Source organism: Serratia sp. JSRIV006 (assembly GCF_019968685.1).
Taxonomy (GTDB): domain Bacteria; phylum Pseudomonadota; class Gammaproteobacteria; order Enterobacterales; family Enterobacteriaceae; genus Chania; species Chania fonticola_B.
In genome coordinates this window covers 1,779,892-1,802,994 of record NZ_CP074137.1, presented here as the reverse complement: position 1 = coordinate 1,802,994, position 23,103 = coordinate 1,779,892, and the positions used below count along the sequence as shown (strand labels likewise).

Annotated in this window: 22 protein-coding genes; 14 read left to right on the top strand and 8 right to left on the bottom strand. The window is 54.6% G+C overall.

The window, feature by feature from the left end:
• Nucleotides 1-44: 44 nt before the first annotated feature.
• A complete protein-coding gene (locus KGP16_RS08380; RefSeq protein ID WP_021805177.1) occupies nt 45-692 on the bottom strand; it encodes a TetR/AcrR family transcriptional regulator in 648 nt (215 codons plus the stop codon).
• 438 nt (nt 693-1,130) lie between these two features.
• Between KGP16_RS08380 and KGP16_RS08375 the strand changes: the two genes are divergently transcribed.
• Entirely contained in the window at nt 1,131-1,388 is a 258-nt protein-coding gene (locus KGP16_RS08375) for a YdgH/BhsA/McbA-like domain containing protein (RefSeq protein ID WP_021805178.1), read from the top strand.
• Nucleotides 1,389-1,439: 51 nt separating this feature from the next.
• Here KGP16_RS08375 and KGP16_RS08370 read toward each other — a convergent pair whose 3' ends face one another.
• Nucleotides 1,440-2,738, bottom strand: a complete 1,299-nt coding sequence (locus KGP16_RS08370; RefSeq protein WP_223501143.1) for an SLC13 family permease — start codon at nt 2,736-2,738, stop codon at nt 1,440-1,442.
• 247 nt (nt 2,739-2,985) lie between these two features.
• Between KGP16_RS08370 and amyA the strand changes: the two genes are divergently transcribed.
• The 3 genes from amyA (at nt 2,986) to KGP16_RS08355 (ending at nt 6,755) form a co-directional block, all read left to right on the top strand.
• Nucleotides 2,986-4,476: an alpha-amylase gene (gene amyA / locus KGP16_RS08365; RefSeq protein ID WP_021805180.1), complete on the top strand. Its 1,491-nt coding sequence runs from the start codon at nt 2,986-2,988 to the stop codon at nt 4,474-4,476.
• Between the two features lie 123 nt (nt 4,477-4,599).
• Nucleotides 4,600-5,451, top strand: a complete 852-nt coding sequence (locus KGP16_RS08360; RefSeq protein WP_021805181.1) for a PA4780 family RIO1-like protein kinase — start codon at nt 4,600-4,602, stop codon at nt 5,449-5,451.
• Between the two features lie 128 nt (nt 5,452-5,579).
• On the top strand, nt 5,580-6,755 hold the full coding sequence (locus KGP16_RS08355) for an IS4 family transposase (protein ID WP_059199164.1): 1,176 nt from the start codon (nt 5,580-5,582) through the stop codon (nt 6,753-6,755).
• A 53-nt stretch (nt 6,756-6,808) separates the two neighbouring features.
• Here KGP16_RS08355 and KGP16_RS08350 read toward each other — a convergent pair whose 3' ends face one another.
• A complete protein-coding gene (locus KGP16_RS08350) occupies nt 6,809-7,273 on the bottom strand; it encodes an isoprenylcysteine carboxylmethyltransferase family protein (protein ID WP_094982987.1) in 465 nt (154 codons plus the stop codon).
• A gap of 76 nt (nt 7,274-7,349) precedes the next feature.
• Between KGP16_RS08350 and KGP16_RS08345 the strand changes: the two genes are divergently transcribed.
• Nucleotides 7,350-8,165 carry an AraC family transcriptional regulator gene (locus KGP16_RS08345; RefSeq protein ID WP_094982988.1) on the top strand — a complete coding sequence of 272 codons (816 nt, stop codon included), beginning with the start codon at nt 7,350-7,352 and terminating at the stop codon, nt 8,163-8,165.
• Here the strand turns inward: KGP16_RS08345 and KGP16_RS08340 are convergent.
• Entirely contained in the window at nt 8,141-8,734 is a 594-nt protein-coding gene (locus KGP16_RS08340) for a LysE family translocator (RefSeq protein ID WP_021805184.1), read from the bottom strand. The two genes, KGP16_RS08345 and KGP16_RS08340, sit on opposite strands and share 25 nt — an antisense overlap.
• 231 nt (nt 8,735-8,965) lie before the next feature.
• On the opposite strand from KGP16_RS08340, the gene yajD reads away from it, so the two are divergent.
• The 3 genes from yajD to KGP16_RS08325 all read left to right on the top strand — a co-directional run bounded on the left by yajD (nt 8,966) and on the right by KGP16_RS08325 (nt 10,581).
• A complete protein-coding gene (yajD, locus tag KGP16_RS08335) occupies nt 8,966-9,307 on the top strand; it encodes an HNH nuclease YajD (protein WP_021180444.1) in 342 nt (113 codons plus the stop codon).
• A gap of 336 nt (nt 9,308-9,643) precedes the next feature.
• Nucleotides 9,644-10,279, top strand: a complete 636-nt coding sequence (locus KGP16_RS08330; RefSeq protein WP_021805185.1) for a division plane positioning ATPase MipZ — start codon at nt 9,644-9,646, stop codon at nt 10,277-10,279.
• Nucleotides 10,276-10,581, top strand: coding sequence for a hypothetical protein (locus KGP16_RS08325; protein ID WP_021805186.1), 306 nt, complete (start codon nt 10,276-10,278; stop codon nt 10,579-10,581). The genes KGP16_RS08330 and KGP16_RS08325 overlap by 4 nt, the downstream gene beginning before the upstream one ends.
• Nucleotides 10,582-10,813: 232 nt before the next feature.
• On the opposite strand, the gene KGP16_RS08320 is transcribed toward KGP16_RS08325, so the two are convergent.
• The 3 genes from KGP16_RS08320 to KGP16_RS08310 all read right to left on the bottom strand — a co-directional run bounded on the left by KGP16_RS08320 (nt 10,814) and on the right by KGP16_RS08310 (nt 15,150).
• Nucleotides 10,814-11,737: a dihydrodipicolinate synthase gene (locus KGP16_RS08320; protein WP_021805189.1), complete on the bottom strand. Its 924-nt coding sequence runs from the start codon at nt 11,735-11,737 to the stop codon at nt 10,814-10,816.
• A gap of 92 nt (nt 11,738-11,829) precedes the next feature.
• Nucleotides 11,830-14,127 carry a beta-glucosidase BglX gene (bglX, locus tag KGP16_RS08315; protein WP_037375104.1) on the bottom strand — a complete coding sequence of 766 codons (2,298 nt, stop codon included), beginning with the start codon at nt 14,125-14,127 and terminating at the stop codon, nt 11,830-11,832.
• A 96-nt stretch (nt 14,128-14,223) separates the two neighbouring features.
• Nucleotides 14,224-15,150, bottom strand: coding sequence for a LysR substrate-binding domain-containing protein (locus KGP16_RS08310; protein WP_039995865.1), 927 nt, complete (start codon nt 15,148-15,150; stop codon nt 14,224-14,226).
• A gap of 140 nt (nt 15,151-15,290) precedes the next feature.
• Between KGP16_RS08310 and KGP16_RS08305 the strand changes: the two genes are divergently transcribed.
• Complete coding sequence (locus KGP16_RS08305) at nt 15,291-16,445, top strand: pyridoxal phosphate-dependent aminotransferase (protein ID WP_021805192.1); 1,155 nt, start codon at nt 15,291-15,293, stop codon at nt 16,443-16,445.
• A gap of 33 nt (nt 16,446-16,478) precedes the next feature.
• Nucleotides 16,479-17,261: an ABC transporter substrate-binding protein gene (locus KGP16_RS08300; protein ID WP_223501142.1), complete on the top strand. Its 783-nt coding sequence runs from the start codon at nt 16,479-16,481 to the stop codon at nt 17,259-17,261.
• A gap of 51 nt (nt 17,262-17,312) precedes the next feature.
• Here the strand turns inward: KGP16_RS08300 and ddlA are convergent, their stop codons facing one another.
• Nucleotides 17,313-18,419, bottom strand: a complete 1,107-nt coding sequence (ddlA, locus tag KGP16_RS08295) for a D-alanine--D-alanine ligase (protein WP_094982991.1) — start codon at nt 18,417-18,419, stop codon at nt 17,313-17,315.
• Nucleotides 18,420-18,590: 171 nt separating this feature from the next.
• Between ddlA and KGP16_RS08290 the strand changes: the two genes are divergently transcribed.
• From KGP16_RS08290 to KGP16_RS08275, 4 genes are all read left to right on the top strand, one after another.
• Nucleotides 18,591-18,794, top strand: coding sequence for a ParD-like family protein (locus tag KGP16_RS08290; RefSeq protein WP_024527427.1), 204 nt, complete (start codon nt 18,591-18,593; stop codon nt 18,792-18,794).
• Nucleotides 18,791-19,585 carry a type I methionyl aminopeptidase gene (gene map, locus KGP16_RS08285; protein ID WP_021180434.1) on the top strand — a complete coding sequence of 265 codons (795 nt, stop codon included), beginning with the start codon at nt 18,791-18,793 and terminating at the stop codon, nt 19,583-19,585. Before KGP16_RS08290 ends, map begins: the two co-directional genes overlap by 4 nt.
• 43 nt (nt 19,586-19,628) lie before the next feature.
• Complete coding sequence (dld, locus tag KGP16_RS08280; protein ID WP_021805196.1) at nt 19,629-21,326, top strand: D-lactate dehydrogenase; 1,698 nt, start codon at nt 19,629-19,631, stop codon at nt 21,324-21,326.
• A 356-nt stretch (nt 21,327-21,682) separates the two neighbouring features.
• On the top strand, nt 21,683-23,056 hold the full coding sequence (locus KGP16_RS08275; protein ID WP_094982726.1) for an NAD-dependent succinate-semialdehyde dehydrogenase: 1,374 nt from the start codon (nt 21,683-21,685) through the stop codon (nt 23,054-23,056).
• Nucleotides 23,057-23,103: the final 47 nt, after the last annotated feature.

Sequence of the window (23,103 nt, the reverse complement as noted above, 5' to 3'; positions counted from 1 at the left end):
CGGGCCCCTTTCCCGCAATGAGAGAGGGGCTGTCTAGCGGCAGATCAAACTTTGTTACCCACCTGGCTCAAACGCGGCCACACCATCATGGTGGTCTCCAGCAGCCGCAGCAGATCTTCACGGCTGGCCCCTTCACGCGCCTGGGCGGACATGCCTTCAATCAGGCAAATAATATATTTCGCCAACAAGGCTGTATCGGTGCGAGCCAGCAATTCCCCTTGCTGCACCTTACGGTCAAAGCAGGCTTTCAGGCTGGTTTCCTGCGCAAAATGCTTGTTGCGCAGCATCTCGGCCAGATCGTTTGAGGAGGAGGACAAGGCGGCGTTGGCACAAACCATAAAACAGCCGCTGGGGTTTTCCGGATCGGTAAATACCTCTGCCGAGGTGCGCAGATAGGCTTCGACGATATCGGCGATCGGTAACTCCTGGGCCAGCAGGCGGTTGTAACATTCCACGTAGCGGCTCAGATAGCGCTCAACCGCGGCGCGAAACAGCCCCTCTTTGTTACCAAACTCCGCATACAGCGTCGGCGCTTTAGCCCCGGTCGCCTCCACCAGATCGGCCAACGAGGTGGAATCATAGCCATGGCGCCAGAACAGCTCAAGCGCCTGCTCAACGGCCTGATCGCGATCAAACTGCTTCGGCCTGCCGCGTGATTTCTTCGCGCATGCGTCTTCATTATTGATACTCATAGCCCCTCACTTTCCCGGTGGCCCAACTCGGGCGCAATAAATAAATTATCGATCGGTACAAAAAATAGTACGCCGCCGATGATAAGCGAGCAACTTTTAATTGGCGATCGGTAAGCAATGCGGCCAATGACGCTCCTTACCGGGAAAAAAATAGCATCCAATCCGGGTTGCGTCTGGCTACAAAGCAGGCGAAAGCTATCACCAAATAAAGATAAAGATAAAGACATTAATTAACAATAATTTATATTGAAACAATGCCATAAACCCCCTTACCTGGCAGCTTACGGCTTAAGTGGAATAGCACGAATTAATTAACGACCACTAAAAAAACATTTGCAATCGCTCGGGCAGGAGCCTAACATTAAGTTATCGACCGTTAAGTAATTAAACGGGCTAACACAAAAATTTTTATTGCTCATCTAGAGATAGGAAACCATTATGAAAAACCTGAAAATGACCCTCGCCGCCATCGCACTAGCTTCTGTCTCTTTCGGTAGCTTCGCCGCAGAGTTGGTCAGCAGCCAACCGGCCGATCTGCAACAATCCGGCGTGATCACCGTGAGTGGCGCTTCTGACCTGTCATCGCTGGAAAATAAACTGGCGGCAAAAGCGGATGCAGCCGGCGCCAAATCCTTCCAGATCATCGCAACAACCGGTAGCAATAAACTGCACGGCACCGCGATTATCTATAACTAATCGTTCAACGGTTTTATGCAAAGAGGCGGCCCTAGTGCCGCCTTTTGCTCGTCAGCCAAACCAGCCCAATAACCCGAACCACAGATAATCCAAAGGTACCAACAGCCCAAAGGTTAACAGGGCCAGCAGCAGACACAGTTTCAGTCCTTCGCGCGGAGGAACTTTCCCCATCCCCATTGCCACCACAATCGGTGATGCCTGATACGGCAGCAGCGGCGTGGCATAGCCAATCACCTGAGTCATCAGTACCGTGGCTAGCGGCAGGCCGCTCCCCTCTGACAGAACCTGCGCCAGCGGCGTGAACAGCGCGGGTACGCCATTGGCCGTCACCACAAAATTCAACAGCGTCGTAATACCGATCAACATGCCAAAAGCGGTAAATGGCCGATCCTGGGTTTGCGGTATGACGTTCAGCAATGCATTGCCTAACCAATCCCCCAACCCGGAGTGGCTCACTAAAGCCGTCAACCCAAGGATCCCCGCCACATAGAGACAGGTGCGGATGTTGACACCGGCCGCAAACTGCTCACCCGTCAGAAAACCAATACGCGGCAACAGGCAAACGCAGGCGGCAGCCAACCCCACCCAGGCGGGAGCGATGCCGTGCCAGCTATCGGTGATCCACAACAGCACCGTGATCAGCAACAGCGCGATCAACCGCCATTCGGCCACGCTTAGAGCACTCTGCTCAATAGTTTTTTCCACCGGCTGTGGTTTGGCGCGGAACAGCCAGCAGATGCATAACGTGAGCAACGCGCCTTTTGCCAACCCCAGGATCGGCGCATGTAGCAACAAGTAGGACAGATAGGTGAAATGAACACCGTAGGCACTTTCTGCCGCCCCGCTCATCACCAGATTAGGCACGTTGGCCGGCAAAATGCTGGCCGAAAGCTGGAAGGTGCCAAACCCCACCGCTAACGCCAGGCCATAGCGGCCACGCGAGCCTTCCGCCAATCCGGCACGTTCGGCTAACGCCATGATAATCGGCATCAGCAGGGTTATACGCCCCATGTTCGACGGCATGACAAAGGCCAGCGCATAGCTGATGGCCACCACGCCGCCAACCAGCCGTGGCCAGGAACCGGCCAGTAGCGGCAAAATACGGTTGGCCAACCGATCGGCCAGCCCCGTAGAACGAATGGCCGTTCCCAGCACAAAGCCGCTCAATACCAGCCAGAATGCCGATGAGGCAAAGCCGGAAAACACCACGGCCGTCGGCGCTAGCTGCAACACCATTACCGCAGCAAAAAACAGCAGCGCAACCAGATACTCCGGCAAACGCGACGTTGCCCATAAGGCGATCACCACCAAAGTCACCAGCGCGGAAACGCCCATCGGGTAATCCATCATCCCCACTCCCTGTCATCGTTAGCTTTTTGTTATCAACTGGTTATATCTTCACATAACGCAAACGCCCGAACGGTGAAACGGCTCACAGTTCACGGGCGGCGGGTAAATTGGCCATACTCTCCCCGCGCCAAGAGGCTACTCTGCTTACAGGCTGGCGCCACGTATTTTCCCTTTTGCCAAAAGTGGCCCATGCTTAGAGGGGCCGAGCATTTGGCACACGTTTACTGACGAACCGGGGTACTGACTGATGACGAAAAAGACCACGCTGTTACAGTTTTTCCATTGGTACTACCCGGATGGCGGCAAGCTATGGCAGGAAGTCGCCGAGCGTGCCCCTGCCCTGGCCGAGCTAGGTGTGACCGATCTATGGCTGCCACCAGCCTATAAAGGGGCTGCGGGTGGCTATTCGGTGGGGTATGACAGCTACGATCTGTTCGATCTGGGGGAGTTTGATCAAAAAGGTACCCGCGCCACCAAATACGGCGACAAAGAGGCGTTGATACAGGCCGTTAATAGCCTGCGCGAACACCAGATCCGGGTGCTCTATGACGTGGTGTTCAACCACAAGATTGGCGCCGATGAAAAAGAGCAGGTGCACGTCTATAAGGTAGATGAAGATAACCGTAACGATATCGCAGAAGTTGGCATCGACGCGTTAGCCTACACTCGCTTCACTTTCCCAGGACGGCAAGGAGCCTATTCCAAATTTATCTGGGACTACACCTGCTTTAGCGGCGTCGATTATATCGAGCAACCGGATGACAAAGGCATCTTCAAAATTGCCAATGACTACGGCGAAGAGGGGTGGAACGATCAGGTTGACGACGAAAATGGCAACTTTGACTATTTGATGGGCGCTAACGTGGAGTTTCGTAACCACGCCGTCGTCGAGGAGCTAAAATACTGGGCACGCTGGTTGATGGAAATCCTGCCTTGCGACGGGTTCCGGTTGGATGCCACCAAACATATCCCAGCCTGGTTCTTTAAAGACTGGGCAGATCACGTGCGCGATGCGGCACAGCGCGATCTGTTTATCGTGGCCGAATACTGGTCACACGATCTGGCGGCATTACAACAGTATTTAGCACTGGTCGATGGTAAAGTGATGCTGTTCGACGTGCCGCTACAGCTGAAATTCCATCTGGCGTCAAAACAGGGCGATAGTTACGATATGTCGCAGCTGTTTACCGATACGCTGGTCGCCGTCGATCCTGCCCATGCGGTAACCCTGGTGGCAAACCATGACACTCAGCCGTTGCAATCGCTCGAAGCGCCGGTCGAACCTTGGTTCAAACCGCTGGCCTACGCCCTGATCCTGCTGCGTGAACAAGGCGTTCCTTGCCTGTTTTACCCGGATCTGTACGGTGCCAGCTATAGCGATCAAGGCGATGACGGCCAGGAATACCAGATTGACATGCCGGTGATAGCCGAACTGGAGAAACTGATCCAGGCGCGTCAACGCTTTGCCAACGGCGAACAGCACGACTATTTTGACGATCCGCACTGCATCGCCTTCAGCCGCAGTGGCACTGCCGAGCAACCAGGTTGCGTGGTGGTGATGACCAACGGGGCCGAAAGCAGTAAAACCGTCGCGCTGGGCGAAAATTTTGCGCATAAATCCTGGCGTGACTTCCTCGGCAACCGCGAGGACGATATCATGACGGATGAGCACGGCAGCGCAGCCTTCCCGGTCAACGGCGGCAGCGTTAGCGTCTGGGTCATGGCCGAAGCAGAGTAAGGACCTCCGGGGAGGCAATGTACCACCCCGGCGGCAAAACCCATTTTTGCCTTTTTGGTCTGATTTTTCATTAAGACCATAAGCAAATATTCACAGCGGAGCCTAAATAGGGTACAAGGCTGCATGAAAATTCCAAAACGACTCCAGCCATTGGTAGATGATGGTTTAATCGACGACGTCATCCGCCGTTTGAAAAGTGGCAAAGAAGCCGACGTATTTATCGTGCGTTGCGGTAAAGAGATCCGCTGCGCCAAAGTGTACAAAGAAGCCGATAAACGCAACTTCAAGCAGGCCGTGAACTACCAGGAAGGCCGCAAGGTGCGCAACAGCCGCGACGCTCGCGCCATGAGTAAAGGCTCCAAATTTGGCCGCCAACAGCAGGAAGAGGCCTGGCAAAATACCGAAGTGGACGCGCTATACCTGCTGGCCAAGGCTGGCGTGCGTGTGCCACAGCCGGATATCTGCCTGGACGGTGTATTGCTGATGGAGCTGATCACCGATGAAGAAGGGCTGGTAGCCCCACGCCTGAGCGACGTCACCTTAACGCCGGAACAGGCGTTGAACGATCACGCCTTGATGATGAACTATGCCGTACGCATGCTCTGTGTTGGGCTGGTTCACGGCGATCTGTCAGAGTTCAACGTGCTGATGGATAAAGACGGGCCGGTGATTATCGATCTGCCGCAGGTGGTAGATGCCGCCGCCAACAACCACGCCAAAAGCATGTTTGAGCGCGATATCAACAATATGACTCACTACTACGGCCAGTATGCGCCGCAATTGCTGGGCAGCAAGTATGCCAAAGAGATTTGGGCGCTGTACCAGGAAGGCAACCTGACGCCAGAGACGGAGTTGACCGGTAAGTTTGTTGAAACCAGCAAGCGGGCCGACGTTGACTCGGTGCTGGAAGAGATCCAGGCGGCCAGTGATGAGCACCAGCGGCAACTGATGGCGCGTAACGAAGAAGAAGATTGATATTCAGCATCAAAATGACCCCTCACCCTAACCCTCTCCCACAGGGCTGAGGAATCCCCACAAAAAAATGAAAGGCACGATGAAGTGTGATCTACTGGTTGCGCTAACAAAACAGAAGAGACCTCATCGTGCCTTTACAAACAGTTTGCCAGAAATTTTTCTCCGCGTCTTTACGTGGTATTCATTCCTTTCGGATCAATGTACTTATCTCTATGGCCATTGCACTTTGCAACGGCGCTGACTTGACGCTAACCAGTCTCGGCCGTTCGCTTCCAGGCAGAGCTCACGTCAAAAATAAAATTAAACGTGTCGATCGGGCCCTCGGTAATACCGCTATTCATCACGAACTTCCCCTTATTCAACAGATGCTTACGCGGTCTATCACCTCACTGATGCCGTTCTGCGTTATTGCTGTCGACTGGAGCGGATGGCATGACAAAAACTGGCATCTGCTGCGAGCAAGCCTAGTCTGTAATGGCCGTTCCCTCCCTCTGATGAGCGAAGTGGTGCCCGCCTGGCTGGCACAAAACAGCCAGGTTCAGTGCGCCTTCCTTGACCGTCTCCACGCGGCCATTCCCGACGGAAAACCCGTCACAATAATCACGGATGCGGGCTTCAGAACTGACTGGTTCAGGCACATAAGCCAACTGGGCTGGTGTTTTACGGGCAGGGTCAGAGGGCTCGTCTGCTTCCAGTTGGAAGGAAGCACCCGCTGGATGAAAATCAGTGACTTGCAGGCGGAGAGCACTCCCATAAAAGTCGGTTACGGTGTACTTGCTCGTAAGCCGAGGATGCCTTGTTACGGTAGCTTTTATCTGCAAAAGCGCCCATCGGCGGGACGTCACGGAAAAGGCAGACGGTCAAAAACGGAGAAAGAGCATCGAAGTAGCGCTCAGGAACCGTGGTTGCTGTTCAGTAATGTTGAAGGCCTGGAGCCTCATCAGATAATGACCCTGTACAGTCGTCGGATGCAGATAGAGCAGAACTTCCGCGACGAAAAAAGTCCGCGCTTCGGATATGGGCTGAGACTAAGCCGCAGCCAGGGCTGGGGTCGCCTGGCGGTTCTGAGTGTAGTGGCAGCGATGGCCAGCCTGGTGATGTGGCTGACGGGGTATATGGCGGAAAAGAAACAACTTCATAGGCATTATCAGGCAAATAGTGAGAAAGGGAGACGGATCCTGTCGTATCTGAGGCTTGCTGGTGAGGTCCTGAGAGACAGAGCGGGAATAGTGAGACGGATGAATATAGTTAATATGCTGAAAAAGTTAGGGAATGAGTACAGTAATATGGTCATGGGATGCTGACCATATTACTGGGGATCACTCAGCCCACAGGGAGAGGGTTGGGGTGAGGGGCCTCAAAGCCAACGCCTTACCCGCCGGCAAAACGCCTCGTAGTCTTGGCCAAAGTTGGTAAGTAGGAACGCCTCTTCGCGCGGGATCTGCACACGATCCAGGTAGGCAAAAAACAGCCCCCACCATAACCAGACGCCGATACCGCCCAGCAATAGCCCCCAGGCCGCCAACAGCAGGATCTGCCCCAGATACACCGGATTACGGCTGAAACGGAAAACTCCGTTAACCAGCAACGCGCTGACCCGCTGAAATTTTTGTGGATGCAACGTGGTGCCAGCCCGGTGAAAAGCATAACTGGCACTAAACATAATCATCACAGAAGATACCGCCAATACGCCTGCGGCCAAGAGAATAAGCAGGTTATCTTGCCAGTCCCCCTCGGTTAGCCAGCGGGTTGCCGCCATCCCCGCAGCACAAACTGCCATCACTACCGGCGGCAAAGCCAGCCGCTGCAACCACGCTACCATTTTTTGTTCCCTCTCGACCACACAATGCAATTTAAGCTATAACAAGCTCTCCCTGTAATAACGCCAGAGAAAAACAATGAGCCAATATGCCCCACAATTCTGGCGCGATGAACGCCTGCCGTTCGTTGAGGCCCGTCACGTCGAAGATGGCCGCAAGCTTTGTTATGCACTACACAGCCACGAGTTTTTCTGTATTGGCACCATCACCGCCGGTACCAGCACCTATGTTAGCGGCGATCAGCATCTCCAGGTTAACACCGGTGACGTGGTGATCATCAACCCGCAACAGACGCACGGCTGCAATCCCATTGGCGACCAACGCTGGGCCTATACCATGTTTTATATTGACCAGCACTGGTTGGCAACGCTTCAACAGGACCCTGGCGCAGGCTTCGTGCCGTTCAAGCAGATTATGAGCCAGGATAAGACACTGTTTAACGGCCTGAATCAGCTGTATGGGGTACTGACCGATCCGCTCTGTTGCCATCTGGAAAAGCAGATTGCCCTGGTGGATTACTTCAGTAACCTGCCACAGTTACTCGGCGAATCTCCGGTTCCACAGCAGGATATGACCCCTAAATTGGAAATAGCTGCGGCGTTTATCCGCACTCATTGTACCCAGTCGCTGACGTTAGAGGCGATCTGCCAAGCATCGGCCCTCTCCCCTTCTTACCTGATCCGCGCATTCAAGAAGCGCTACGGTATGACGCCTCATGCCTACCTGGTCAATCAACGCGTCCAGCACGGCCAGCGGCTACTGAAACAGGGCTTCTCGATTGCCGCCGCCGCCAACGAAAGCGGGTTTGCCGATCAGGCGCACTTTCAGCGCACCTTCAAACAGCTGCTGGCAGCCACCCCCGGCCAGTATCAGATCCCCTCGGCCAGCAAGTAACAGGCGCTGAACGCCAGCAGCAGCGCCATCAAGCGGTTAAAGCGCCGCAGATTGTGCGCCCGTTGCAACAAGCTGCTCAGCATAGCTCCGGCGTAGGCCCAACAGGCTATCGACAGGTAGCAAATCACAAAATAGAGCCCGGCAAATTGCCACAGCAGCCGCATCTCCCCATCACCGACAAAGGCCCCCATGCTGGCGACAGAAGCCAACCAGGCCTTGGGGTTCAGCAATTGCAGCAAGGCACCATACCAATAAGAAGGGGTTTGCTGCCGATTGCCCTGGCTCAGTGTCCCGTCATCCGCTGCAAGCTGATAGGCCATATAGAGCAGAAAAGCCACGCCAGCCCAAAGGATCACGGTAGTCAACCCCGGCCATAAGGTAAGCACTTCATGCATTCCCAAACCAACCGACACCAGTAATAACGTGAAACCCAAGGTCGCACCGGTCACATGCCGCAGACTGGTCGTAAAACCAAACTGCGCGCCACAGCTCAGTGCCACGATGTTCACCGGACCTGGGGTAATGGATGAAGCCAACGCGAAGGCGGCCATAGAGAGGTAAAGCGTCATAGTCAGCACCTGTAGAAGATAATTACAGGTGCCAGCGTGCCGGGTTACAGCGGGAGAGTATTGAACAAAATTGCCCTGCTTCTTCACCTTGATTTTCAGGGAAAGCGTTCAAACTCATAAGACTTGGCGCCGGGAACGGCATCTCTTGTTCATCGGGTGCAGATTGCGCGATCTCCTGGCGGTTTGTGGTAATATTGAGCGCAATATCATTCTGATCCTGTAGGTGCCCACATGGCATACATTCCAAAAAACTACGCGAGACTGGAAACCGGTTACCGCGAAAAAGCACTGAAAATCTTCCCGTGGGTCTGCGGGCGCTGTTCACGCGAATTTGTTTACTCCAACCTGCGTGAATTGACGGTGCATCACATCGATCATGACCACAGCAACAACCCGGAAGACGGTAGCAACTGGGAAATGTTGTGCCTGTACTGCCACGATCATGAGCACTCAAAGTACACCGAAGCCGATCAGTATGGCTCCACAGTGGTGGCAGGTGAAGATGCGCAGAAAGACGTAGGGTTAGCCACACATAACCCCTTCGCCAATCTGAAAAACATGATGAAAAAGTAGCGTTATTCCCCAAGCGGGGCCGCAGCATGCATGCGGTTCCGCCACATCCCTACCTTAATGACTTCACAAAACACCAACCTGTTAAGCTATTAACTTAGTTAAATTCAACGCTCATTTTAGCCCTTTTTCTCAGACAATAACTCACTAAGCTAGTAAGTTACTAAACAAATAAACCCACAAGTTAAGACTTCCGCTACTTGGCAAGCCACGGCCAATGGGGCATATTGTCGTCATACGCACTTGTTAACTCATTTAACTACCAACCTAGCAAGCGCATTAACTTATTAAGTTAGCTAATTGATAAGTTATCTGCTTGGCAACTTGAGAGATGGCAACATGATTGTTTTGATTGGTTCGCAGAAAGGCGGCGTCGGCAAATCGACCATGGCGGTAAACATCGCCGGATATCTGATCCTGCAACAGAAGAAAACGGCCATTATCGTCGATGCCGACGACCAGAAATCCATCATGACCTGGTTCAACGACCGTCAGAATGTTGAAGGGCTTCCGCAGATCCCGGTGGTGGCAGCCTCAGGCAAGATTAAAGAAACCCTGCTGGAACTGAACCGTCACTACGATTATGTGATTGTCGATACCGCTGGCCGCGACAGCGCAGAATTACGCTCCGGTCTGCTGGCCGCCGATCTGTTCATCTCGCCGTTGCGCCCTTCACAGATGGACCTGGATACCATCGGCTACCTGTCCGAGATGTTCTCCACCGCCCAGGAATATAATGAAAAGGTAAAAGGCCACATTGTGCTCAACCTGTGCCCAACCAATATCTTCATTAACGAAGCCAACGAAGCGGCCGAAGTGCTAAGCGAATACCCGGAACTGAAGTTGGTGAGCAACCGCCTGTGCGATCGCAAAATTTATCGCGATGCCTGGGGCGAAGCGCTAACCGTGCATGAAGCGCACAATGAAAAAGCACAGCACGAAATCGAAAGCCTGGTAACAGAGGTGATCCTGTGAAAAAACGTACGCCAACCCACCGCATGTCGGAAGATGAATTTATCAACAGCGCCACTTCGCATACGTTGATTGTTCCCGCTCCTGCCGCCGTTGCCGAAAAGCCCCAGGGCCGTAAGCGCATTTATAAAGCGCTGTCCGTCAGCCTGACGGATAACCACGTGGAGATGATCGACGAAGTGATCGGTCATGCGGCGCGTAACGGCATCGTACGCATCACCCGTTCTGATGTGATCAAGTTGGCCATCGACACTTTGGCCGACAAGAGCGAGGCGCAGTTGCTGGCCTTGCTAAAGAAGATCTGAATAACTTAATAACCTACCAGCTTATTAAACCAATAAGCTGGTGGCGCAGACGATAAATTAACAACCAGGTAATTTGATAGCTCATTAAGTTATTAAGTTATCAATTAAATTCCATTGATATTACTAAAATTAATCTGTCAGTAATAAACTAACCTGCCGAGTTACCCCTTGCGGGAAAGGGCTACAGTGAGTGGGACTTAACGGGCCGCAGATTGAGTACGGCCCTGAAACATTAGCGGTTAACGGAGCGGGCAATGCGGGTATATGTGTGGCGTACGCCGCGGATCGCCACGCTGTAGGCAAAGATATTCTCCGGCAACGCCAAGCCAAGATAGCCGGTATCACCAATATGATGCAGATCGGCCCCTGCCATTTTGCTCATCAGAGCAATCTGGCGAATGGTTTGCACATCGGCCCCCTCCTGAGAAGTGCCGATGGCGGTCATCGCCAGCGCGCCCTGTTGCTGAGTAAACGTAATCAGCGAGGCGACCTTTTCCTGCGACATGCCGGGGATGGTGCCCGGTGCTGGCAGCAGAACGATATCAGCTCCATTTTCTACAAACAGTGCGATATCTTGTTCAGTGATCAACTGACTGCCGCTTTCACGCACAATCCCGGCACCGTGCATTTTGCCGGTCACCAGCACCAGCTTATCGCCCACTTCGTCACGAATGTGCTTCAGCGCCTCTGCGATGGCCTGGTTGCTGACGCCGTTATTCGGGTTACCGGTCAAAACCACCATGCGAGCGCCAAGCTCATACAACTTTCGGGCGTTTTCCGCCGTGGCCGCGCGCCCCGCCGTCATCTGCCAGAACTCATTATGCGTGGTGGCAAACGCCGGATCGACGGCTTCCAGATTGACCCCGATGACGCGCCCGGTCAGCCGTTGCAGTTCGCGTATGGCATTCTCAGGCGGCACATCGCCAGGCAGCCCGGCAATGTGCGGCTGATTGACATCAAACAGGTTCAGCAGCAGGATGTCGGCCCCCTGGCTGGCGGCCAGCTCGGCATTGGTAACGTTATTGAGTAGCGGCTGAGTGACCGCGATGCTCTCACTGACCAAGATGCGCCCTTCGCTGGCACGGATGGCGTAGATCAGATCGTCTTTGCTGATGTTGGCCAGATCGCTGGCGCTACAGTCCAGATATCTTTTCATGATGCAATCTCCGGTGATTTTTATCGTGAACCACTTGGTATTTGATGAGGGGACATGGCATCGGAGCCGGGATACCTTGTCCCCTCACAAACTTATTTCAGGATAAAGCTCTGCTGTTGCAGGTTGTCCGAGTCCAGGCCAACAAACACGTTGAATTTACCCGGCTCCGCGCCCCATTTCAGGCTGGCGTTATAAAACTTCAAATCGTCCTCGGTAATCGGTAATTCCACCCGCTGTTCCTGCCCGGCACGCAACGTCACCTTCTTGAAGTTACGCAGCTCCTTGATCGGGCGACTGACCGAGGCGGTTACATCCTGCACATACAGCTGCACCACGGTAGCACCGTTATATTTACCGGTGTTTTTCAGCATCACGCTGGCGGTAATTTTGCCGTCGCGCGCCATTTCGGGGCTGGAGAGTTTGAAATCGGACAGGGCAAACTGGCTATAGCTCAGACCATACCCAAATGGGTACAGCGGGCCATTCGGCGAATCAAAGTAGCGCGAAGTGTACTTGCCCGGGTTTTCCTTGCCGAACGGTCGGCCAGTGTTGAGATGGTTGTAGTAAATCGGGATCTGCCCCACCGAGCGCGGGAAGGTCATTGGCAGCTTGCCGGAAGGGTTGTAGTCACCAAACAGCACGTCGGCGATGGCGTTACCGCCTTCGGTGCCGCTGTACCAGGTTTCCAGCATCGCATCTGCCTGTTCACTTTCCCAGCTCAATGCCAACGGGCGGCCATTCATCAGCACCAGAACCAGCGGTTTACCCGTGGCTTTCAGCGCCGCGATCAGGTCACGCTGGCTTTGCGGAATGGTGATATCCGCCCGGCTGGAGGCTTCATGAGCCATCCCCTGCGCCTCACCCACTACCGCCACCACCACGTCGGCCTGTTTGGCGATCTTCACCGCTTCATCAATCATCTGTTGTGGCGGACGCGTGTCAAAGGCCACCGCAGGTTCATACTCGTTCAGATAATCAATAATGCTCTTGTCCTGAGTAATATTGGCCCCTTTGGCGTACAGGATGCTGGCCTTATCGCCCACCGCATTCTGCAACCCTTCACGCACGGTGATCGACTGCTTCACCACGCCTGCGGCTGACCAACTCCCCATAATATCGCGCTGGCTGTCGGCCATCGGCCCGATCAGCGCAATGGTACCCTGCTTTTGCAATGGCAGCGTCTGCTTGTCATTTTTCAGCAGCACCATCGTTTTACGGGCAATCACACGGGCTTCCGCACGGTGCAGACGGCTTTCGGCATTGGTATCCTGCGGGTCGGAACCAACCGGGCCAAGGTGGTTATACGGATCTTTAAACAGGCCCATATCATATTTGGTGTTCAGCACGTCGCGGCAGGCTCGGTCGATCTCACTTTCAGAAACCAAACCCTCCTTCACCAACCCCGGCAAGTATTGGTCGTAATACTCGTCGCTCATGCTCATGTCGACGCCGGAGGTGATCGCCAAGCGCACCGCGTCGCGCGCGTCCGCGGCCACGCCATGCTTAATCAACTCTTTAATCGCGCCGTGATCGCTAATGGTGATGCCTTTAAAGCCCCACTGGTCGCGCAGGAGATCTTTCAGCAACCATGGGTTGGCCGTCGCCGGTACGCCGTTGATTGAGTTCAACGAAACCATCACGCCACCGCTGCCAGCATCTACCGCCGCCTTATACGGCGGCAGGTAGTCCTGATGCATACGCAACGGGCTCATATCGACGGTGTTATAGTCACGGCCACCTTCAACTGCACCATACAAGGCGAAGTGTTTCACGCTGGCCATCACCGAACCCGGCTTGGACGGATCGCCATTCTGGTAGGCATCCACCATCACTTTGGCAATCTTCGATACCAGCCAGGTATCCTCACCGAACCCTTCGGAGACTCGGCCCCAACGCGGATCGCGGGTAATATCCACCATCGGCGAGAAGGTCATGTTCAGGCCGTCATCGCTGGCTTCCTGCGCTGAAACACGTCCACTCAGGGCGATAGCCTCCAGATCAAAACTCGCCGCCAGCCCCAGGCTGATCGGGAATACGGTACGCTGGCCATGTACCACATCATAGGCAAAAAACAGTGGGATCTTCAGGCGGCTGAGCTGCATGGCCTGATCCTGCATGACGCGGATATCTGGCCGGGTCACGGTGTTGAAGATCGCCCCGATCTGGCCTTTGCTGATGCCGTCACGAATGGCCTCTTTCGGGTTATCTGGCCCAACGCTGATCAAACGTAGCTGGCCGATTTTCTCTTCCAGCGTCATCTGCTTCATCAGGTTGGAGACAAAGGCATCACGCTCCTGAGCATAGATCCCTTGGGTCACACTGCTTTCCTGCGCAAAAACCGGGCTGATAGCCAGGCCGGACAACATACTCACCACACAAAGCCATTTCATAGTTTGATTCTCAGGCACGTCCCCGCCGGCAATGTCGGCCAGGAGGCATTAATAGATGTGAGCACGCAGTTTGCCATACTCTTTTTATTTGCAGAATCAATTCGTCTGCGTTGTTGTTAGCAGATGATGCAATCTGCTCCGGCTGGCTTGCGCCTCTGCCCCTAGCCACTCCACCAGCCGGGTTAAGGCCGCAGGCACCACCGCATGTTCGGGGTAAACCAGATAATAGGCGGCACCGCTGACCACGCTGATCGGGAACGGCGTAATAATGCGATTGGCCTGAATATCCTCCTCTAGCAGGCACAAATCGCCAATGGCGATACCACAGCCCTGTAATGCGGCGCTCATCGCCAGATCGAGCGTATCAAAATGCTGTGACTTGGCAGAGGGCAACGCCGTCTGCCCCGCCGCTTTCAACCATAGCAACCAATCACGGCGATCGCGCGTAGGATGCAGCAAGGTTGTCTCCGCCAGATCGGCAGGTTCTGGTGGCCGATCCAGGCCAGGCAGATAGTTCGGCGTGCAGACCGGCGTCAGGATCTCATCAAACAGATGGTGCACCACCAGCCGTTTGCCCTGAGGTTTGCCAAACACCACCGCCGCATCAAAATGCTCGCTGCCAAAATCCAGCCCGTGCGACACCGACGCGGTCAGTTCGATATGCATCTCTGGCCGTTCATTCTGCAGGCGAATAATGCGCGGCAATACCCAGCGCATCGCACAGGTTGGGCATTTGACGCGTAGCGTACCCGGCTGCTCCCCGGCCTTGGCCAGCGCTTGCGCCAATTGCTCTAACGCCAGTTGTACCGGTGCCAACAGCAGCGCGCCCTGTGGCGTCAGCGTTAACCCACGCGCGCGGCGGCTAAACAGCGGATAACCCAGTTGCTGTTCCAAACCCAGGATCTGGCGGCTGACCGCGCCCTGCGTCAGATGCAGCGTCTGGGCGGCATGGGTGAAATTGAGACGCTCAGCGACCACCACAAAGGTTTTCAGCACGTCGAGCGACGGCAGCGATGTTTGCATAATAAATCCCGATACCTGCATTTATTTTCACTATCAGCCATGATCTGGCTGCATGGCAAGCATGACGAATTTTCTCTTGTTAGCCCATCCTAACTGATGCTTAATCATTCGACACTCGATTCTTTTGCCAGGAGCCCCCCATGCACAGCGCCTGTTCGCAACGTTCGAAACTGCCGGACGTTGGCACTACCATTTTCACTGTGATTGGCCAACTGAGCGCCGAACATCAAGCCCTGAATCTGTCGCAGGGCGCCCCCAATTTTGCCTGCGATGTGCAACTGGTTGAGGACGTTGCCCAAGCCATGCGTGCAGGTCATAACCAGTACGCCCCGATGAGCGGCGTAGCGGCACTGCGTCATGCACTGGCGGAAAAAGTTGAGCGGCTGTATGGCGCCCACTATGACGCCGACGACGAAATCACGGTGATCGCCAGCGCCAGCGAAGGGTTGTACTCCGCCATCAGCGCGCTGGTCCATCCCGGCGATGAGGTGATCTATTTCGAACCTGCCTTCGACAGCTACGCCCCGATTGTGCGTCTGCAAGGGGCGACCCCGGTTGCCATCAAGCTTTCACTGCAAGATTTAACCATCGACTGGAATGAGGTGGCGGCGGCAATCAACAGCAAAACGCGGATGATCATCGTCAACAGCCCGCACAACCCTACCGGCAGCGTATTCGATGAACACGATATCGAGCGCTTGACTGCCCTGACCCACAATACCGATATCGTCATTCTTTCCGATGAAGTGTATGAGCACGTGGTGTTTGATGGTGGCATTCACCACAGCATGGCCTGCCATCCTGCTCTGGCAGAGCGCAGCGTGATCGTCTCTTCCTTTGGCAAGACCTATCACGTCACCGGTTGGCGCGTCGGTTACTGCATGGCACCGGCAGCGCTGATGGACGAAATCCGCAAGGTGCACCAATTTATGGTGTTCTCTGCCGATACCCCGATGCAATACGCCTTTGCCGCCGCCCTGAATAATCCACAGAGCTACCTGGGGTTGGCGGAGTTCTACCAGCAAAAGCGCGATCTGCTGGCAGCCGCGTTGCAAAAATCACGCTTTGAGTTACTGCCCAGCCGTGGCAGCTTCTTTATGTTGGCCCGCTTTAGCGGTTTCAGTCATGAAAGCGACAACGACTTTGCGGTCCGTTTGATCCGCGAAGCCAAGGTGGCCACCATCCCGCTGTCGGCGTTCTACAGCGACGGCACTGATACCGGCATTATCCGGCTTAGTTTCTCGAAAGATAATGACACCCTGCTGGAAGGCGCTCGCCGTCTGTGTCAGGTGTGATCCATTGATTTTTACCATGGGGAAGCAACAACAATGAAAAAAGCACTGAAAACGCTGATCGCGGCGGGATGTTTACTGGCAGCCGGTTCCACACTAGCGGCAGAGAATAGCCTGCGTTTTGGGCTTGAAGCCCTGTATCCGCCTTTCGAGTCCAAATCCGCCAGCGGCCAGTTGGAAGGCTTTGATATCGATCTGGGTAACGCCGTGTGCGCCGCCGCACAGGTCAAATGCAGTTGGGTAGAAACCTCGTTCGACAGCCTGATCCCGGCGTTGCAGGCCCGCAAATTTGACGTGATTAACTCGGCGATGAACGTCACCGAGCAGCGCAGGCAGGCGATTGTGTTTACCGATTCGATTTATCAGGTGCCAAACCGCCTGATTGCCAAGGCCGACAGCGGCCTGCAACCCGATGCCAAATCGCTGGCGGGTAAGCACGTCGGCGTGTTGCAGGGTTCCATTCAGGAAAACTATGCCAAGGCACACTGGGCACCGGAAGGGGTTGATGTCGTATCCTATCAGGATCAAAACCAGGTCTATCTGGATCTGACCGCTGGCCGCCTGGATGCCACCTTGATCATGGCCCCTGCCGGGCAGAGCGGTTTCCTGGCGCATCCGGATGGTAAAGGCTTCGCGTTTGTTGGCGATGCGGTACAGGACGATAAAATCCTGGGCGAAGGGATCGCCTTCGGCCTGCGTAAAGATGACACCGCGACGCTGAAAAAGCTCAACGACGCCATCGCCAAGGTGAAGCAGCAAGGCACCATTGGCGAGCTGTCCAAGAAGTACTTTGGCGATATCGATGTCACGGTGAAGTAAACCGTTGTCTTCTGGCACTCTTCAACTCGGAGAGTGCCAGGAAAACGCCATTTACTTGCTGTCAAATACCGAACTGTTCAACCCGCGATCCTGCTGATGCCGCTCCAGCGCCAGTTCAATCAATATGGTGATCAGTTGGCTATAGCTCACCCCGCTGGCTCCCCACAGTTTTGGATACATGCTGATATTGGTGAAACCGGGCAACGTATTAATTTCGTTGATAATCACGTTATTGTCCGGCGTCAGGAACACGTCGACGCGCGCCATACCCAGGCAATCCAGCGCCTTGAAGGCTTGCAATGCCACCTCGCGGATTTTATCGCTGACGTCCTGATCGATCGCCGCCGGTACCACCACCTGCGCGCCTTGCTCATTAATGTATTTGGTGTCGTAAGAGTAGAACTCATCGCTCAGGACGATTTCGCCACAGACGCTGGCCTGTGGATTGTCGTTGCCCAATACCGCGCATTCGATCTCACGGCCAACAATAGCCGACTCCACCAGCACTTTATGGTCGAAGCTGAATGCCAAGGCGATGGCCTTTTCGAACTCAGCCTGGTCATGCACCTTGCTGACGCCAACGGAGGAGCCCTGGTTCGCCGGTTTAACAAACAGCGGTAACCTCAGGCTCTCACTTAATTGAGCAAAGCTGTACTTGTTGCGGTTGGAACGCGTCAGCGTGACGAACGGCGCTACTGACAGCCCGGCATCCCGCAGCAGACGTTTGGTGACGTCTTTGTCCATGCTGACGGCGGAGCCCAGCACACCCGCCCCCACGAACGGCATATTCGCCATGCGCAGCAGCCCTTGCAGCGAGCCATCCTCCCCCAAGGTGCCGTGGACGATCGGGAACACCACATCAAGCTGCCCCAAAGCACCGGCACCGTCGGCTTCAATCAGTTGCTGTTTCTCATACCCAGGGACCAACGCCACGTTTTTATTCGAGTGGTTCAGCGCGATCAACGCCGGGTTTTCCGCATTCAGCAGGAAGTTGGAGGCATCGTTAAGGTGCCACTGCCCCTGCTTATCAATGCCCAACAGCGTGACGTCAAACTTCTCTTTGTCGATGGCATCCAGAATATTTTTTGCCGACTGCAGCGAAACCTCATGCTCCGCCGATTTGCCCCCAAAGATCACCCCAACACGTAGTTTAGTCACGCCTTAAATCCTTCTTAAAAAAGTCATGGCAACAAAGCCGACGATCACAATAAACGCATTGTGCGACCCCGGCAATGACCATTGGGCCTAAAATGCCTGCGCCACAGAATGCCAAACCCACAGCATCCAAAACGTATACACTCCGTATATTGTTCACTTACGGAGTCGGCTATGGGGATTGTAAAAATCTCGGAGACGCTACATGACGATCTCAGGCTCGCCAGCCTGACCATGTCGCGTTCTATCAACGCACAGGCAGAACACTGGATCAGGATCGGCATGCTGGCAGAGCTGAACCCAGAGCTAACCTATCCTCAACTGGTAAAGAAAATGATGAAAGATAATGCGCTGACGCTGAAGGAGATTGTTGGGTGAAAGATATTGTGATTAAAACGCCGCAGGAGATTGCCATCATGCGCCACTCCGGCGCGCTGCTGGCCAAGGTGTTTGCCATGCTCGATGAGGTGATCCGCGAAGGCATCACCACCATGGAGATCAATGACCGTACCGAAGCCTTTATCGTCAATGAGCTGAAATCACGCCCTGCCAGCAAGGGCCAGTATGATTTCCCCTACGTGCTTAATACCTCGATCGACGAGGTGATCTGCCACGGTATCCCGTCGGCCAGCAAAATTCTGCGCTCGGGGATGATCGTCAATGTCGATATCACTTTGGAAAATAATGGTTTTATTGCCGATTCCAGCAAGATGTATTGCATCGGTCAAACCACCCCGCTCGCCAAGCGCCTGGTCAACAATGTCTACGAGTCAATGTGGCAAGGTATTCGGGCTGTGAAACCCGGTGCTACGCTGGGTGACATCGGCCACGCCATACAGCAACATGCAGAACAGGCGGGTTATAGCGTAGTACGGGAATATTGTGGGCATGGCATTGGCCGTGAAATGCACGAAGGCCCAGCGGTGCTACACTTCGGCCTGCCCGGCACTGGCACTGTGTTGCAGGAAGGGATGGTGTTTACCATCGAACCGATGATTAACCAGGGCGACCACCGCATCAAACAGAAGAAAGATGGCTGGACCGTGGTCACCCGTGATAAAAAACTTTCCGCCCAATGGGAGCACACCGTGGCGGTGACCGCTGACGGCGTGGAGATCCTGACGTTGCGTGCAGAAGAACGTGAGGCGGGATATCAGGAACGCTATTAAACATTAAACCCCGTTGCAACCCGGCGGGGACATGGAGATGGGCATGACGCAGGCATTTATCACTCAGTTGAAGAGTATCGTTGGCAACGCGCAAGTGCTGACCGGCGAGCGTAGCACCGAACGTTATCGCAAAGGTTTCCGCTCCGGCGGTGGCAAGGCATTGGCCGTAGTGTTCCCTACCCGTCTGCTGCAACTGTGGCAGATCCTGCAAGCCTGCGTTGCCGCCGATAAGATTGTCATTATGCAGGCGGCCAACACCGGCTTGACCGAAGGCTCTACCCCCAGCGGTCAGGATTATGACCGTGAGATTGTCATTGTCAGCACCCTGCGGCTCGATCATATTCAAGTATTGGATAACGGCAAGCAGGTGGTCGGCTTCCCTGGCAGCACGCTCAATAAGCTGGAGAGGTTACTGAAACCTTATGGCCGTGAACCGCACTCGGTGATCGGTTCTTCCTGCATCGGCGCCTCGGTGATCGGGGGAATATGCAACAACTCCGGTGGGGCGCTGGTCAAGCGCGGCCCAGCCTATACCGAAATGGCGCTGTACGCCAAGCTGGACGCCGATGGCCAGTTACGGTTGGTCAATCATCTGGGGATTAACCTGGGCGATACGCCGGAAGAGATCCTTACGCGGTTGGAAAAGGGCGATTACCGGCCAACGGATGTTGAACATGGCGAACTGCGCGCTTCGGATAATGAATACGCCAGCCGGGTGCGCGATGTGGATGCCGATACCCCTTCCCGCTTTAATGCCGATAAACGCCGCCTGTTCGAGGCTTCCGGCTGTGCCGGGAAGCTGGCAGTGTTTGCAGTCCGTCTGGACACCTTTGCCAAAGAAGACAAGGAACAGGTGTTCTATATCGGCACCAACGACACCGCGGTATTGACCGAGCTGCGCCGCCATATGCTGAGCCAGTTTGAAAATCTGCCGGTGGCCGGGGAATATATGCACCGCGATATTTTCGATATCGCCGAGGTGTATGGCAAAGACACCTTTATGATGATCGACAAACTGGGCACCGATCAAATGCCGCGTTTCTTCACCCTGAAAGGCCGGGTGGATGCCACACTGAACAAACTGCCACTGATACCGCACAACCTCACCGATAACCTGATGCAGAAGCTGAGCAAGCTGGCCCCTAACCATCTGCCGCCGCGCATGAAAGAATATCGCCAACGCTTTGAACACCATCTGCTGCTGAAAATGGCCGGCCCAGGCGTAGAGGAAGCCCAGCAGTATCTGCAAAGCTATTTTGCCCAGGCCAACGGTGACTTTTTCGTCTGCACGCCTGAAGAAGGCAAGAAAGCGTTCCTGCACCGCTTTGCCGCAGCGGGCGCCGCCGTGCGCTATCACGCGGTACATGCCGATCAGGTCGAGGACATTCTGGCGCTGGATATCGCCCTGCGCCGCAACGATACCGAGTGGTTCGAAACCCTGCCGCCAGAGATCGACAACCAACTGGTGCACAAACTGTATTACGGCCACTTTATGTGCCACGTGTTCCACCAGGATTACGTGGTGAAAAAAGGCGCGGACAGCCATGCGCTGAAAGAACAGATGTTGGCGATCCTCAATCAGCGTGGTGCGGAGTATCCGGCCGAGCACAACGTCGGCCATCTGTATCATGCCAAGCCGGATTTGCAGGCGTTCTATCAGGATGCCGATCCTACCAACAGTTTTAATCCCGGCATTGGCAAAACCAGCAAGCAAAAACACTGGGGTAACAACATTCAGTAACATTTTATCCTATCCCCTCACCCCAACCCTCTCCCACAGGGAGAGGGAGCTGTCCGGAGTCGTGCTCAGGTGCGAGAGTTAGTCTGTAACTGAGTTGATTAGAATAAAAATGACGCCATTAAGTTGTGGCACATTCTGTCCCCTCACCCAACCCTCCCACAGGGAGAGGGAGCTGGTAGAGCCTGCCCTTTTGGGAGCAAAGGATCATCTCAGCACACTCGTATTAAGCCTCTGCATGCGGGGCGCTAGCGCGTTATCGCTCTTTATGCCCCTGTTCTTCTGCCCAGTCGTCTAGACTTAATGTTCTGAATAAGGCGTCTGTCAGGCGTCAACATGAGCGACGAAAGGAGCACTTCATGCCATACCAGACAGTAAACCCCTTTAACAATCAGCTAATTAAAGAATATACCCCGCATAACGACGATCAGGTGGAGCTGGCGCTGGCCCAGGCCGATGCGCTGTATCATTCCGACTGGGCCAAGGGTGAAATCATCCAGCGCCTACCCGTGTTGCATAAGCTGGCCGATCTCATGGAGAGCCGGGTGGAAGAACTGGCGAACATTGCCAGCGTTGAGATGGGTAAGCTGATCGAGCAAAGCCGTGGCGAAGTAAAACTGTGTGGCCAGATTGCCCGTTACTATGCCAATAATGCGCAAAAATTCCTGGCCCCGGTAAGCTATGAGTCCAGCCTGGGTGAGGCCTGGGTCGAGCATCATCCCATTGGGGTGTTGATGGCGGTCGAACCTTGGAACTTCCCTTTTTACCAACTGATGCGTGTGCTCGCCCCTAACCTGGCGGCCGGTAATCCGGTATTGGTCAAACATGCCAGCATCGTGCCACACTGCGCCGAAGCGTTCGAAAAGCTGGTGCATGAGGCCGGGGCACCCAAAGGCGCCTATACCAACCTGTATATTTCCCAGGACCAGGTGGCCAATATCATCGCCGACGATCGGGTGCAGGGCGTAGCACTGACTGGCTCGGAGAAAGCAGGTAGCATCGTGGCAGCTCAGGCGGCCAAGAAGCTGAAAAAGGCCACGCTGGAACTGGGAGGTAACGACGTTTTTGTCGTGCTCGACGATTGCGATCTCGAGAAAGCCGTTAAAGTCGGCGCCCAGGCGCGACTGAACAATGCCGGGCAGGTCTGCACCGCCGCCAAGCGTTTTATCGTGCAGGAGAAAGTGGCGAAAGCGTTCCTGCAACAGCTCACGGAGCATTTCAAGAATGTGAAAATGGGCGATCCACTGGATGAAACCACCACCTTAGGGCCGCTATCTTCCAAGTCGGCTCTGGAAGGGTTAACCGAGCAGGTCAATGAGGCGGTGAAACAAGGGGCCAAACTGCACCTGGGCGGCAAGGCATTACAGCATGAAGGTAACTTCTTTGAACCCACCATTCTCACGCATATCAGCCGCGATAACCCGGCCTATTTCACCGAGTTCTTCGGCCCGGTGGCGCAGGTCTATGTGGTGAGCGATGACGAGGAGATAGTGAAACTGGCCAACGACTCCCACTACGGGCTTGGCGGGGCCATCTTCAGCACGGATATTGAACGAGCCAAAAAGCTGGCCTCACGCATTGAAACCGGCATGGTGTATATCAACTCCTTGACCGATACCGCGCCTGAGCTGCCGTTTGGCGGTGTGAAACGTTCCGGCTTTGGGCGCGAGCTGTCAGATCTGGGGATTAAGGAGTTTGTGAACCAGAAGCTGGTGGTGGTAAGCCATAGCTGAGTTTTTATACTCGAGGGACGCTAAGCGGGCGCAGTATCCTGCGCCCA